The sequence below is a fragment of the Bdellovibrio bacteriovorus str. Tiberius genome (assembly GCF_000317895.1).
Lineage (GTDB): Bacteria > Bdellovibrionota > Bdellovibrionia > Bdellovibrionales > Bdellovibrionaceae > Bdellovibrio > Bdellovibrio bacteriovorus_F.
On record NC_019567.1, the window covers coordinates 1,190,928 to 1,205,496 of the forward strand.

Annotated in this window: 9 protein-coding genes; 7 read left to right on the plus strand and 2 right to left on the minus strand. The window is 51.5% G+C overall.

Annotated elements, in window-relative coordinates; genetic code table 11:
- Positions 1-222: 222 nt before the first annotated feature.
- Positions 223-2,934, plus strand: a complete 2,712-nt coding sequence (ppdK, locus tag BDT_RS05755) for a pyruvate, phosphate dikinase (protein ID WP_015090302.1) — start codon at positions 223-225, stop codon at positions 2,932-2,934.
- A gap of 40 nt (positions 2,935-2,974) precedes the next feature.
- On the opposite strand, the gene BDT_RS05760 is transcribed toward ppdK, so the two are convergent.
- Complete coding sequence (locus BDT_RS05760; protein WP_051026275.1) at positions 2,975-3,826, minus strand: MlaD family protein; 852 nt, start codon at positions 3,824-3,826, stop codon at positions 2,975-2,977.
- Positions 3,798-4,307: a paraquat-inducible protein A gene (locus tag BDT_RS05765; protein WP_015090304.1), complete on the minus strand. Its 510-nt coding sequence runs from the start codon at positions 4,305-4,307 to the stop codon at positions 3,798-3,800. The genes BDT_RS05760 and BDT_RS05765 overlap by 29 nt, the downstream gene beginning before the upstream one ends.
- A gap of 167 nt (positions 4,308-4,474) precedes the next feature.
- On the opposite strand from BDT_RS05765, the gene BDT_RS05770 reads away from it, so the two are divergent.
- The 6 genes from BDT_RS05770 (at position 4,475) to BDT_RS05795 (ending at position 14,569) form a co-directional block, all read left to right on the plus strand.
- On the plus strand, positions 4,475-5,962 hold the full coding sequence (locus tag BDT_RS05770; RefSeq protein ID WP_015090305.1) for a catalase: 1,488 nt from the start codon (positions 4,475-4,477) through the stop codon (positions 5,960-5,962).
- 24 nt (positions 5,963-5,986) lie between these two features.
- Positions 5,987-6,469: an ankyrin repeat domain-containing protein gene (locus tag BDT_RS05775; RefSeq protein ID WP_015090306.1), complete on the plus strand. Its 483-nt coding sequence runs from the start codon at positions 5,987-5,989 to the stop codon at positions 6,467-6,469.
- Between the two features lie 264 nt (positions 6,470-6,733).
- Positions 6,734-7,246 (plus strand): hypothetical protein, encoded by a 513-nt coding sequence (locus BDT_RS05780; protein ID WP_015090307.1) that lies wholly within the window; start codon positions 6,734-6,736, stop codon positions 7,244-7,246.
- A gap of 267 nt (positions 7,247-7,513) precedes the next feature.
- On the plus strand, positions 7,514-11,101 hold the full coding sequence (smc, locus tag BDT_RS05785; protein ID WP_015090308.1) for a chromosome segregation protein SMC: 3,588 nt from the start codon (positions 7,514-7,516) through the stop codon (positions 11,099-11,101).
- Positions 11,102-11,323: 222 nt separating this feature from the next.
- On the plus strand, positions 11,324-12,871 hold the full coding sequence (locus BDT_RS05790; protein ID WP_015090309.1) for a hypothetical protein: 1,548 nt from the start codon (positions 11,324-11,326) through the stop codon (positions 12,869-12,871).
- A 12-nt stretch (positions 12,872-12,883) separates the two neighbouring features.
- Entirely contained in the window at positions 12,884-14,569 is a 1,686-nt protein-coding gene (locus BDT_RS05795) for a twin-arginine translocation signal domain-containing protein (RefSeq protein WP_015090310.1), read from the plus strand.

Consider the following 14,569-nt stretch of genomic DNA (forward strand, 5'->3'; position numbering starts at 1 on the left):
TTTGGTCGGGAAGGGGTTCCTGTAAAAACTCCTAAGTGCTCGATAAACGTGTGGTTTTTAGAGAGGAGCGGAACACCCCGGAGCACTCCTCAGGGGGTGGAACGAAAACTCTATAACTCAGAGCATATTGGGCCCCAAAATTTCATTGATATTAAGGGCTTAGGGATGTTCTATGTCTACTAGATAGGACAACTAATTTTACTTTTCCGGTGGGGGAGACTAATGCACCAGAATGTAAACTCTGACAAACAAACATCCAAAACAGCTGTACCACAGAAGTTCGTGTACTTCTTTGCTGCCGGTGAATCCGAAGGCAATGCGGGCATGAAGAACATTCTGGGTGGTAAAGGCGCCAACCTGGCCGAAATGACCTCTTTGGGCATTCCGGTTCCTCCGGGCTTCACGATCTCTACCGAGATCTGTGCTCACTTCTATGAAGCCGGCGGCAAGCTTCCTGACTGGGTTCGTCCTGCAGTTCAGGATTCCATGAAAAAAGTTGAAGCCAAAATCGGCAAAAAATTCGGTGACGTAAACGATCCTCTGTTGGTGTCTGTGCGCTCGGGCGCGCGTGCCTCCATGCCAGGGATGATGGATACGATCCTGAATCTGGGCCTGAATGACCAGACGGTTGAAGGCTTGGCGAAATCCTCTGCGAATCCGCGTTTTGCGTGGGATTCTTACCGTCGCTTCATCCAGATGTACTCTGATGTCGTGATGGGCATGAACTCTTCACTTCTGGAAGTGACTCTGGAAGACATGAAAGAGGAAAAGCATTATAAACTGGACACGGAAATGACCGTGGAAGACCTGAAACTGCTGGTGAAAAAGTTCAAAGATCTGATTCATCAGATGACCGGTCAGTCCTTCCCGGCGGACCCTTGGGAACAACTGTGGGGTGCTATCTCTGCGGTCTTCCATTCCTGGAACACACCGCGTGCGATCACTTACCGTGAATTGCACTCCATCCCGGCAGCCTGGGGTACAGCCGTGAACGTTCAGTCCATGGTCTTTGGTAACATGGGCGATGACTCTGCAACGGGTGTGGCGTTTACACGCAATCCGTCCACAGGGGAAAAAGCCTTCTACGGCGAATTCCTGATCAATGCTCAGGGTGAAGACGTGGTGGCGGGTATTCGCACTCCGCAGCCGATCACCAAGATCGCTGCGGCAGCCGCGGGCGTGATGTCTTTGGAGGAAGCTCTTCCTCAGGCTTACGGTCAGCTGGTTGATATTTATAAAAAGCTGGAAGGTCACTATCGTGACATGCAGGACATCGAGTTCACAATTGAACGCGGTGTTTTGTGGATGCTGCAAACCCGCAACGGTAAAAGAACCGCGGCGGCAGCATTGAAAATCGCCTGCGACATGATCGATGAAAAGTTGATCACGCAGGACGAGGCTATCCTGCGTCTGGATCCTTCTTCCCTGGATCAGCTGCTGCATCCGACTTTGGATCCGAAAGCGGCGAAAACCACTTTGGCCAAAGGTTTGCCAGCGTCTCCGGGCGGAGTGAACGGTCAGATCGTCTTCACATCTGAAGAAGCGGTTGAATGGAAAGAGCAAGGCAAGAAAGTCATCCTGGTGCGCATTGAAACTTCTCCGGAAGACATTGCCGGCATGGTGGCGGCGCAAGGCATCCTGACCACTCGTGGTGGTATGACATCCCACGCGGCCGTTGTGGCACGCGGTATGGGTAAGTGCTGTGTGGCGGGTTGTGGTGATATCGAAGTCGACTATCGCAATGAAACCATGAAAGTGAAAGGTTACGTCCTGAAAAAAGGCGACGTGATCACGCTGGATGGTTCCACTGGTGAAGTTTATCTGGGCGAAGTAAAAACCATCGAGCCAAAACTGGATGGTAATTTCGAGCGCATCATGAAAATCGCTGACGGCATCCGCAAACTGAAAGTTCGCACCAATGCTGACACTCCGAAAGACGCACAAACGGCGCGTAATTTCGGTGCGGAAGGTATCGGCCTTTGCCGTACAGAACACATGTTCTTCGGCGCAGACCGCATCGATGCGGTTCGTGAGATGATCATCGCTGACAACAAAATGGACCGCGAAAAAGCACTGGCGAAACTTTTGCCAATGCAACGTGAAGACTTCTATCAGTTGTTCAAAATCATGGACGGCCTGCCAGTGACGATCCGTTTGCTGGATCCACCTCTGCATGAGTTCGTTCCGCACACGGATGAAGAAACCAAAGAATTGGCAAAACGTCTGAACACGGACTATGAGCGTCTGCGCTCTAAAGTAAAATCCCTGCACGAGTTCAATCCGATGCTGGGTCACCGTGGCTGCCGTTTGGCGATCACTTATCCTGAAATTTATCAGATGCAGGTTCGTGCGATCGCGGAAGCGGCTGCACAACTGATGGCTGAAGGCAAAACACTGGCTCCGGAAATCATGATCCCGCTGGTGGCAACAGACAAGGAACTGGACACTTTGCGTGCTCAAAGCATCGCGGAAGTGAACAAGGTTCAGTCTGAAAAGAACGTGAAGTTCGAATACACCGTGGGTACCATGATTGAGCTTCCTCGTGCGGCGATCACAGCAGATGCGATCGCGGAACATGCGGACTTCTTCAGCTTCGGTACGAACGATCTGACTCAGACGACTTTGGGATTGTCCCGTGATGATTCTGGTCGCTTCCTGGGCACTTACGTGTCTCACGGAATTCTGCCGAAAGATCCATTCATGTCCATCGATCAGGTGGGTGTGGGTTCTTTGGTGAAAATGGGTGTGGACCTGGGCCGTCGCACGAAGCCGGACTTGAAAGTCGGCGTCTGCGGTGAGCACGGTGGTGACCCTGAATCCATCGAGTTCTTCCACAAGGTGGGGCTGGATTATGTGTCTTGTTCTCCGTTCCGTGTGCCTATCGCCAGACTGGCGGCAGCCCGCGCGGCGCTGATGGGTAAAAAACTGCACTAGTTTAAAACTTAAAAAGCCCTCTTGAAAAAGAGGGCTTTTTTTATTTCTCCAGCGATGGATTCCATTTCTGATAGTCTTTTGGGGGACCAGCCTGCAGCGGGAATTTGTGCCCATACTTGGCGATTTCGCCCGCAGGTTCCGGGGTGAACAATTCAACCCCGCCACGCAATAATGTTTCCAGTGAATTGATTTTAAGCTCTGATTTGAACAGCCCCAGTTTGGCCTGCACGCCCACTTTGCGCCAGAACTGAGTGTTGGTGCGCACCAGGCGCGCGTATTTGCTTTGCAGGTTGATCTGCACCAGCAGCGTCTGGGCGGTTTTGCTTAAGGTGACTTTCGTGACGGTTCCCACGTTCATGCCGCGAAAGCTGACATCATCACCGGGGTTGATGGATTCGGCGTTCGGGGTTTCAAGCCGGTAAATCACGGTGTCCACCAGCGGATCTTCGGTTTCGCTTTCCTGCTTTCCCTGAAACTCGGTTTTTTTGTCACCTTCGCCGGGTTGGGCTGCGATGTAGGGGCCTTTGATCAAGGTCTCAAGCCCCGTGATGCCCTGGATGCTGACCTTCGGGGTGACGATCCAGAACTTGGCGCCTTCGGCGGCAAAGCTTTTGGCGTCTTTCTGCAAGCGGGCATGCACGATGACTTTTTTCTGGTCCTCAGAAAGGGTCACGTCAGTGACTTTTCCGATGGTGACCCCGCGATAGTTTAAAAGTGTTTTTTCGGCTTCGATACCATTGCCGTCGTCAAAGCGGATTTCAATTTCCGGCCCTAGGTTCGTCACATACTGGATCAGCAGCCAGCCGGAAATCAGCACGGCAAACAGCGGAAACAGCCACACATACCACCGTGAATTGAAATTGCTAACTTTCTGTTTCAGTTCCTTGTCCATGTCTTTCCTTGTCTTCGCAGGCGGGTCGTTCAAAGTAAGCGGAAGCCAGCATGGTGAAGATCACCACCAAAGCAAACAACAATGCGCCGGGTTTGGGTTCTACCGTGGCCCATTTTCCCAGTTTTAAAATGGCAATCATGATCGCCAGCAGAAAGATATCCAGCATCGACCAGCGACCGATGGCTTCAACAATCCGGTACAGCCGGTCTTGCAGTTGGGGATTGGCATCCGCCGCCCCCAAAGACAGATAAAACAGAATCACCAGCTTTAAGAGCGGGATCAGGATGCTTGCCAAAAACACGATGATGGCTATAGGCCACGAGCCGGCTTCAGCCAGCGACACGATCCCGTCCCAGATGGTGGCGGTGTTGCGCCGGCCATAAAGCTCGATGCTCATGAACGGAAGCAAGTTGGCTGGTATGTAAAGCACCAAAGCCGTGATTGAAAAAGCCAGCGTCAGCTGTTGAGACTGCGTGTTCATCGTTTCATCTTACGCGGCCCAACCTTGGGGGATATTTGTATTTCCACAGACGCTGGTGGCGGGGTTTGTTTTGACTGACACAGCAATAAAATACAACTCGCGGTGATTTAATCTTTGTCCTTATGCTTAAGGGGTTCGTTCCAAAATATCATGAAAGGATGCATGTTATGGCCCGATCCAAAAAGGGTTTGACGACGACCAATGGAGCTCCCGTTTCTGATAATCAAAATTCTCTGACAGTCGGTCCCCGCGGGCCGCTATTAATGACGGATGTCGCGCTGGTTGAAAAACTGGCGCACCAAAACCGGGAACGCGTGCCGGAAAGAACGGTGCATGCGAAAGGCTCCGGAGCCTTCGGGACCCTGACGGTGACCGGGGATATTTCCAAATACACGCGCGCAAATTTTTTGCAGGTGGGGGCGAAGACGGATCTGCTGATTCGTTTTTCCACCGTGGCGGGTGAACGGGGCGCTGCTGATGCCGAACGCGATGTGCGCGGCTTTGCTTTGAAGTTTTACACCGAAGAAGGAAACTTTGATCTGGTCGGCAACAACACGCCGGTGTTTTTTGTGCGCGATCCCTATAAATTCCCGGACTTCATCCACACCCAAAAACGGGATCCCCGCACCAATCTGCGCAGCCCCACGGCCATGTGGGATTTCTGGTCGCTAAGCCCCGAGACCTGTCACCAGGTGACGATCCTGTTTTCGGACCGCGGCCTGCCGGCGTCTTATCGCCACATGCACGGCTTTGGCTCGCACACGTATTCACTTATTAATGACAAAGGTGAACGTCACTGGGTGAAGTTCCATTTCAAAACTTTGCAGGGGATTAAAAACCTGACGAACGAAGAAGCCGCTGATCTGGTCGGGCGTACACGCGAAAGCCATCAAGAGGATCTGTTCAACGCCATTGAATCCAAGGACTATCCAAAGTGGCGGGTGTATGTGCAGATCATGACCGAAGAGCAGGCCAGAAAAACCAGCTACAATCCGTTTGATTTGACCAAGGTGTGGCCGCATGGCGAATTCCCGATGAATGAAATCGGCACCATGGAGCTGAACCGCAATCCGAAAAACTATTTTGCCGAAGTCGAGCAGGCGGCGTTTAATCCGAACAACATGGTGCCGGGGGTTTCGTTCTCTCCCGACAAAATGCTTCAGTCGCGCACCTTTGCCTATGCGGATGCCCATCGCTATCGCATCGGCACCCATTACGAGATGTTGCCGGTGAATAAACCCAAAGTGCCGGTGAATCACTATCATCTGGACGGGCAGATGCGCCTGGATGTGCCTGAATACAATCATGCTTACTATGAGCCGAACTCCTTCGGCGGCCCGGTTCAGCAGGAAGAATTCCGTGAACCGCCGTTAAGGCTGGATGACGCCACCGTGGACCGCTTCAATCATCGTGATGGAAATGATGACTATTCCCAGGCCGGGGCTTTGTTCCGTCTGATGAGTTCTGATCAAAAGCGCCAGCTGCTGGACAATATCGCCGAGCACATGAAGGGCGGTAAAGTCCCGGAAGAAATCGTGCGCCGGCAGATTGATGTGTTCATGCGCGTGGATCCGGCTTATGGCGGTGGTCTGGCGGATCGAATGGGAATAAAGGTTTATACCGACAAATATGAAAGTGGCAGCGCCCATCACTAGGGTCGCTGCAAAAGGGGGGGATGTATGGCAACCTGGGAAGAATATAAAAAAACAATGGTGACGGAACCGATGATCTTTGAAGAAGCCCGCAGCGGCAACTGCGAAGCCCTGATGCAGTATCTGGATCTGGGCGGTGGAATTGAGATTCGCAACTTCAAAGGTCACACGCTGCTGATGCTGGCGGCGTATAACAACCAGCATGAAGCGGCGGAGCTATTAATTGATCACGGTGCGGATGTGAACTCCACCGATGATATGGGGAATTCGGTGCTGATGGGGGTGTGCTTCAAGGGTCATGCAAATATGGCAGAACTGCTTTTAAGCAGCGGCGCCCGCATGGAGGAAAAGAACCCGCATGGGATGACGGCTTTGGATCTGGCCCGGGTGTTTGGGCGCAAGGACGTGGTTTCATTATTAAGTGATCGCCCGGCTTCGTGGACCGATCCGATGGAAGTCGCCTGCCGTCTGATTGCACGCAAGCCTTCGCGACCGACTCCGGAAGCTTGATATTATATATAGAGAAGGCACTGCCAGATTGTGTAAACACTGTGCAGTGCTAAGTGCTTTGTTTCATTGTGGTACGTGATATTTTTGTAGAGACGCTTTTCAGAAAGCCAATTGTCGTCACTGTCGAATTAAAAGACAGCGTGAGCTTAATCCATGATCCTTCCTAAATGCTGTAAGTGTTCGAAATCCGTTGGTGAAACGCGTGCCAGAGCTTTTTGGCCGCTGATTTGCTTTAAGGATCTGCATAGAGAAGGAAACAAATTTATGAAATTCAAAAACTATGTTCTGACGATCTTGAAAGCCCTTGTACTGACTGCTATGACTGTAGGTTTGGCGAACTGTAGCAAGGATGACAATAACAGCGGTACCAGCAATATCTATTACTGGGGTGCTAACAACATCTGTTATCAGAACGTAAACGGGCAGGCGGTTCAGGTGAACCAGACTTACTGCTCTACGAATTCCACTTACGCTTACAACTCTGCCGGTCAGTGCACGATCAAGTCCACAGGTCAGCAAGTGGCACAATCATACTGCACGAACGGTACAACCGGTCAGTACATCATGAGCGGCAACCAGTGCTACCAAGTCAGCGGTACACAGTACATCCCAGTGAACTACACTTACTGCATGGGTAACACAGGTGGTGCGACGACGTCCCAGACTTGCTCCGGTGTTTACTACTACGGTGGTCAGCAGTACAACTGCGGTGTGACTCACAACTGCTCTGGCGTGATCATGCAGAACCAGTACGGCCAATCCGTACAGTGTTTGTAAGATTTCGCGGAAAAATTCCTTCTTGATTCCGACAATCCACGGCGCTCCGGTTACCCGGTGCGCCGTTTTGCATTTGGCTGCGTTGAGTCGATTTTCATGATGCAGCAGGTAAATCGGTTGTAAGTCTGCTTAAGTTTTCAGCGTTAAGCCCTCTTTTAAGAGCCTATGGTTGACATGCTTCCCAACACTCGCGAAATTCTAATGGTCTTTGGTCTAGCTAGACCAAGGGCTTGTGTTTGAGGGGAAGTACTCAAGAGGGGATATACCTTGAGAATTAAGAAGATTGAACTCATTGGTTTTAAATCGTTCAAAGACCGCACTGTCATCCATTTCGATGCTGGTATCACGGGTATCGTCGGACCGAATGGTTGCGGTAAATCCAATATCGTGGATGCTCTTATGTGGGTTATGGGTGACCAGTCCGCCAAGGATCTGCGTGCATCCCAAATGACAGACGTCATCTTCGGTGGAGCCGAAGGTTACGCTCCACTGGGCATGTGTGAAGTGTCTCTGACACTTGAAAATGACGGTGGTCCATTCCCGGCAAAATATATTAAACATTCTGAAATCATGGTGACCCGCCGTTTGCACAGAAACGGTGAAGGTGAGTACTTCATCAATAAAGAACCTGCTCGTTTGAAAGACCTGCAGGAGATCTTCATGGACACGGGTGCCGGTTCCAAAGGTTTCTCCATCATCGCTCAGGGTATGATCGGTAAGATCATCACGGCGAAACCTGAAGACCGCCGCATGCTTATCGAAGAAGCTGCCGGTATCACCAAGTTCAAAGCCCGTAAAAAAGAATCCCAGCGCAAATTAGTAGCGACCGATCAAAACTTGGTGCGTTTGCAGGACATCATCGGCGAGTTGAAACGCCAGATCGATTCCTTGCAAAGACAGGCGCAGCGTGCTGAACGCTATCGCAATATCAAAAATCAGATCGAAGATCTGGATCTGTGGCTGTCCACCGCCCAGTACGTTGAATTGAAACGTGCTGCGGATGAAGCCCAGGCGATCTTCAATGAAGCGCAAAGCATGGAAGTGGAAGGCGAAACAAACCTTTCCACTTTGCAGGGCCAGCTGGAAGTTCTGAAACTGCAGATCCTGGAAAAGGAAAAAGCGGTTGAAGAACAACAGACCGAATACTTCACAAAACAATCCACTGTTCAAAAGAAAGAGATGGAGATTCAGGAGCTGCGCTTCGAGATCGAACAGGCTCGCCGCAATGAACAGATGACCGGCACTATCCTGCAGGAACAGGAAGCCCGTAAAGAGCTTCTTTCCCGCGACAAGGCCGCGTTGGATGAACAGGTGGCTGAACTGAAGGAAGAGTCCGAGACTCTGTCTGCAGCATTCACCGAGAAAAATGAAATCTTCCAGAACTTCAATTCCCGCATCGGCACTGTGGACGAGGATCTGACGACGAAACGTCGTGAGCTGTTCGCTGTCGGTCAGACCGAATCCTCTTTGGATGCGCGTGTGAATTCCCTGTCTTCTCAGATCGCGGACCTGACTGACCGTCAGGACAACGAACAGCAGGTTTTGAACGAACTGCGTGAAAAACAAATCGAGTTCGAAAACCGCCGCAAAAAAGTGATCACCGAGCTGGATAAAGAGCGTCAGATGCAGCTGGATCTTGCCAGCGATGTGGACTCTTTCGAAGCCAATAAAAAAATCCTTCAGGATTCCGTGGCGGCTAAAAAAGCCGAAGTGGATTCCTTCAAAGATTCTTTGAATGAAGTGGCGTCCCGTCTTTACGGCCTGGAAAACCTGCAAAATAACTTTGAAGGTTTCCAAGAGGGCGTGAAGCAGGTCATGCTTTGGCAGAAAACCCGCACTCAGGAAATGATGGCGGATGGTTCTGTTGTGTCTCACTTCCAGCCGGTTTCTGAGGTTGTTGAAGTTCCTGCTGAATACGAAGTGGCGATGGAAGCGGCTTTGGGTTCCCGTTTGCAGATGTTGTTGTCTTCTGACTCCAATATCGCCGTGGACGCTGTTTCCCACCTGAAAGAAAACAAATCCGGTCGTTCCAGCTTCATGGCTGCTGACGGTCAGGGTCTGTCTTTCAACCGCGCTGAAGCCCCAATGGGCCAGGAAGGTGTTCAAGCCATCCTGAAAGACGTGGTTCAGGCTGCTGATAAATTCAAAAACACTGTGTCTTACATGCTTGATGGCGTGGCGATCGTGGATTCCATCCGCACCGCTTTGAACCTGCGCCCAAGTTATGAAGGCTGGACATTCGTGACTCTTGACGGTGACACCCTGACTGCTGACGGCGTTTTGACAGGGGGCTCTTCCGAGTCTGCTGATTCCGGCATGCTGAAGCGTCGTCGTGAAATCAAGGAATTGTCCGAGAAAAAAGACGAATTCGCAGGAAAACTGCAACTGGCTCAAATGGCTCTGAAAAAGACCGAAGAGCAGTTGGCCAACGTATTGAATGATTTCGAAGGCGCGCAAAAACGTAAGATCGATCAGGAGATTAAAGTTGCCGAATTGAGAAAAGACACCGAACGCGCTGAAAACGAAGTTCAGAACGCTTTGGCGGCAGTCGAGCGCCAGGAACGCGAAGTCAAAAAACTGACAGAACAACTGGAAGCTCAAGAGCAGAAGCTTGAAGAATTGAACGAGGCTCTGATCGAGGCTCGCGAAAGAAAAGTTCTGCTTGAGACTGAAGTTGAGACTTTGAATTCTGAAATGAACTCTGTTCGTCTGGGCTTTGACGGTCTTCAGGCGGAAGTGACGGATCTTCAGGTGAAGTCCGCTTCCAAGACCCAGGAATACACTGGTGTTTTGAGACAGCTTGAAATGGTGACCAAATCCCTGACGGATCTGGAAGCTCAGTTGACCCGCATGAGTGAAGAGGCTGAAGGGTACAATTCCCAGATGACCGACACTCAGGTGACTCTGGAAGAAAAGAAAATCGAATTTGAACGTCTTTTGGACGAAGTCGAGACCCTGAAACTTCAGGCCGCTCGCGCGAAAGACGAATACGAAGTGATGTCTGAATCCATCCGTGCGATCGAGGAAGAAGCTACGTCTTCTCAGCGTGCACGCAATGAACGACAGCACAAAATGAACGACTCCCAGTTGAAACTGGAGCAGGCGAAGATGAAAGAGCAGTACCTGATTGATCAGGTGCGCGAGCGCTACATGCTGAACCTGCCTGATGTTGTTGAGAAATACGTGAACCGCGAAGGCGACTTCCTGGAAGCGGATGCTCAACTGAAAGACCTGCGTGAGAAGCTGGCGAAGATCGGTGAAGTGAACCTGTCTGCGATCGAAGAGTACGAAGAGACTGCTCAACGTTACGAATTCCTGACCAAACAGCACGCGGACCTGACCGAGGCCAAAGATCAGTTGCGCAAGGTTATCGAGCGTATCAACAAAATCTGCTCCAAGCGTTTCAAAGAAACCTTCGAGCTGGTTAACGACCGTTTCACCCGCGTATTCCCGGTATTGTTCGGTGGCGGTGAAGCTTGGTTGGAACTTGTTGAAGAAACTGAAAAGAACGAAGCGGGTATCGAGATCATCGCGCGCCCTCCAGGCAAAAAGACTCAGAACGTGTCTTTGATGTCCGGTGGTGAGAAAGCTTTGACTGCGGTTGCGCTGGTGTTCTCGATCTTCCTGGTGAAACCATCTCCATGGTGTTTGCTGGATGAGGTTGACGCTCCACTTGATGACGCCAACGTATTCCGTTTCAACGACCTGGTTCGTGAAATGGCCAAACGTTCTCAGATCATCGTTGTTACCCACAACAAGCACACCATGGAAGTGGCGGGCAAGTTGTACGGCGTGACGATGCAAGAGCGCGGTGTTTCCACGATGGTTTCTGTTTCCATCCAGGACATCAAATAGTCCGAAGAAGACAAAACGAATGCCAAAGACCCCGTTGATGACCTCAACGGGGTTTTTCTTTTTCCGGGGTGTTGCGGGTTGAGACGTTCCGGGAACTGCTGATTTTCGTGTTCCAGATTTTTGCCGGTATTCTGCCACAGGCTGTCTCAATGTGAGAACCCGAGTCGAGTTTCTGATGATTCCTCCGATAAGATAAGGGAACAACGGAACTTCTTTGGGGGAATGACCGTGACCAAGTTAATCTTTGCATTCACGTTGCTGATGGCACCGTTTGCTTATGCTCAAGTTTTGAGTGAGGCAGGCTTGTTCAATCGTTGCTACTCCCACTTGACCGGGAAACCGGTGCCTTTGGGGCATGCGACGATGGCGCAGATTCGTGCCGGTAAAATCAAGGCGCTGGACGCCTGTAATTCTTTGTTGGACAAGGCCGAACTGGATGCTTCCGGTCCACTGGTCAATCGTTCTGACAAGGAAGCCCGTGCCGTTTTGAATACGTTCTATAATTTCCACCGCACCTGGTTCACCGCCAACACGGTTGAACAGATTCAGGAATACAATGAAGAGATGTCCCGCGGGACGATGGATATTTATGACTCCACTGAGCCGGGCCTGGCGCTGACACGTGCGATGTTTGCGCGCAATGCCCAGTACCGTGACGTGCTGACCCTGGGGCAGGGCGTGCGTGCGCAGCGTGAAGAGGACATGGCCGTGCGCAACCGCATTGGTTTCACAGTGAATTTCCCAGGACGTCGTCTTGCCGGAAACAATACGGGCCTTGATCAGAATCTTTTCAATTTCCGCGCGATGAATACGGGCTTTGACGGGAATTCGGACCGCACTCAGGCGACGTTCGTGACTTTGCCCAAGATCGAAGTCGGCGAACTGGTCGGGGTAAGAATTGCCACTGACAATGCGACGATACCAAATCTGTCATTGCAGCCCTTGGGTGCAGACAAGCGCGGCAGTGATCAGCCGGGTTTGAATTTCAGTTTCAACCTGTTTGCCACTCAAGGTGGCGGAGTGCTGGGTACACCTATTTATCTGATGCTGAATTATGGTCATGGCCGCGGTCTTGAAGCCAACGGGACGACCAAGGTTCCGCGTCGCTGGTCCCAGACCAACATGGAATCATTCCTGTGCGCGGAACTTCCGGCCTTGCGTGAAAACGACATTCGCCAGTACGTGGTGGGAAATTCCTCCGCGCCTTTCAGAAATTCCAGCAGCTGCGTGATGTGCCATGCAACTCTGGATCCGATGGCTTACACCGCACGCAATGTCGTTGTCGGAAACTCTGATTATGCGGCACTCAGTGAGGGCAGCAGAACTCATTCCAAAACTGCTTTGCATCTGGCGACCTATCGCGCGGAGCTGGCTTCCGTGGCGGGCTGGCCGTCAGAGCCGGTGGCGAACTTCCACCGTCAGGTTCCGTCAGGCCGTCTGTTCTTCCGTTCCATGACCGGGACTTTGGTTGATCGTCAGGTGACGGGGATTGCGCAGTTGGGTGCGGCGATGGCTGAAACCAAGGATTATTACTATTGCGCGGCTAAAAGATACTTCCAGTATTTCACCGGAATCACGGTTGCTCTTTATGACCGTTCCAATCCGATGAATGAAGAATTGAATAGAAAACTATCCACGGAAGCCGTGGAAGACCGCAAGTTCGTTGAATCTCTTGGGGAAGAGCTTCAGCGCAACCAGTCTGTGCGCCTTATGGTGAAGCAGATCATGTCTTCCAAGTACTATCGTGACGTGAATTATCGGGAAAAATAATCCGGGGGCATTATGGGGGACGGAAAAAATCTGACTCGCAGGGGCTTTATCGCAGGTGGTGCGGTGGCCGGGGCAGCGGCCCTGGTGTCAACGCCTTATGAAAGACTTCTGAATGCTCTTAGCACTGGCTTTATTCATCAAGCCCAGGCTGAAGCAACCGGAAATCTTGGCGCCCGCAACTATATCAACATTCTGATTGCCGGGGGTCCGATGCGCTACACGTTCGATGCGTGGATGCGTACGAACCCGTCCGATGCGCCTTTGGAGTTTAATCCGATGGTGGCAACAAAGTTTGTTCGTTCGGGCAATAATGTCGTTGGAACTGAATACGCGACGTTTAACTATAACGGTGTGATGGTTCCGCACATGTTCTCGCAGTCGGTGACGACTTCAGCAGGTGCCAAGGCTTTGACGGAACTATTGAACAACATGCTGGTGATCCGTGGATTCGGCACCGGTTTTGACGGTCACCCATTCAATGCCACGGTTCAACAAGCGCCGGTGGGCGGGGTGTCTTCGATCATGGGGCTGGCGGCGGACTATTCTCTGAAAACCTTCGAAGCGGTTGAATGGCCCCAGCGGGGTGCTTACGGAAACTATGCTTCCATGAACGGCAAGGCCCTGAATATTCTGACCGGCAATCCGTTGAATTCTTTGTTGGAAGGTTTCGGCGGTCCGGGGGCGAACCGTGCCAAGGGGCGCAGTCTGAAAGACCGCAACCGTGAAGCTTTTGATCTGGCTCAGGCGCGTTTGCGCGCTTATTCGCAATCTGAATTTGCGGGTTCCACTATTCTTTCCAAAAATTTATCCAATGCTTCTGACCTGATGAAAAAAGGCATTGGTAATATCGGTTCTTACTGGGATGGGGCTGTGGCCCGCTATCGTTCTGTGATTGAAGCCAGCATGCGCCAACAGGGCCTTGTCGGTATCAATGATGTGGCGATGATTTCCAGTCAGAATGAATTCTGGCGTGTTCACGTGGCTGATGGCAATCGCGGTCTGGTGGTCAGCAGTAACTCTGATCTTCGTGATTCTATCAAAACCATGGCAGCTCCGGGTTCTTTGGCAGAAGGCTTGGCCCTGGCTGAATACGTTCTGAAAGAAGGCCTGGTCAGCACGATGAATCTGCAAATGGGTGATCCGGCAGGTTTGATGATCAAAGATGCTGCCAACGGCGTCGTTGGAAATCATGTGGCCATCAAAGACATGCACGAAACCGGCGCAATCCCGGGCGTGCTTATCACCACGGCGTACTATCGCGGCCTGTGTGCCGGTATGCTGGAGCTGATTGAACAACTTAAAAAATCCAAAGTGAACGGTGTGGACCTGTGGTCTGAAACCGTGATTCAGGTGATCTCTGAATTCAACCGCACGGCAAGAACCAACGGTTCAGGCAGTGATCATGGTTTCAATCAGATGGTGACCAGTGTGTTCTCGGGCGCAATCCAGCGCGGTCCATTTGTTGTGGGTAACATCTATCGTGCTGGTCACGGTGGCGGTTACGTTGGCACTCAAGGTCGTGCGGCACCGATTGATGGCTACAATCAAAAAGGCATGCCGTCCCCAACGATGGCAGCCTCGACGGTGACGGCCCTGTTGCGTGTTCCTAAAAATCCATACGAGAATCTGGCCGAACCTTTGATTCGCCTCAATGGCGATCAGCTGCAGATTCTTAAAGCGGCGAAGCTGGTGGGGTAA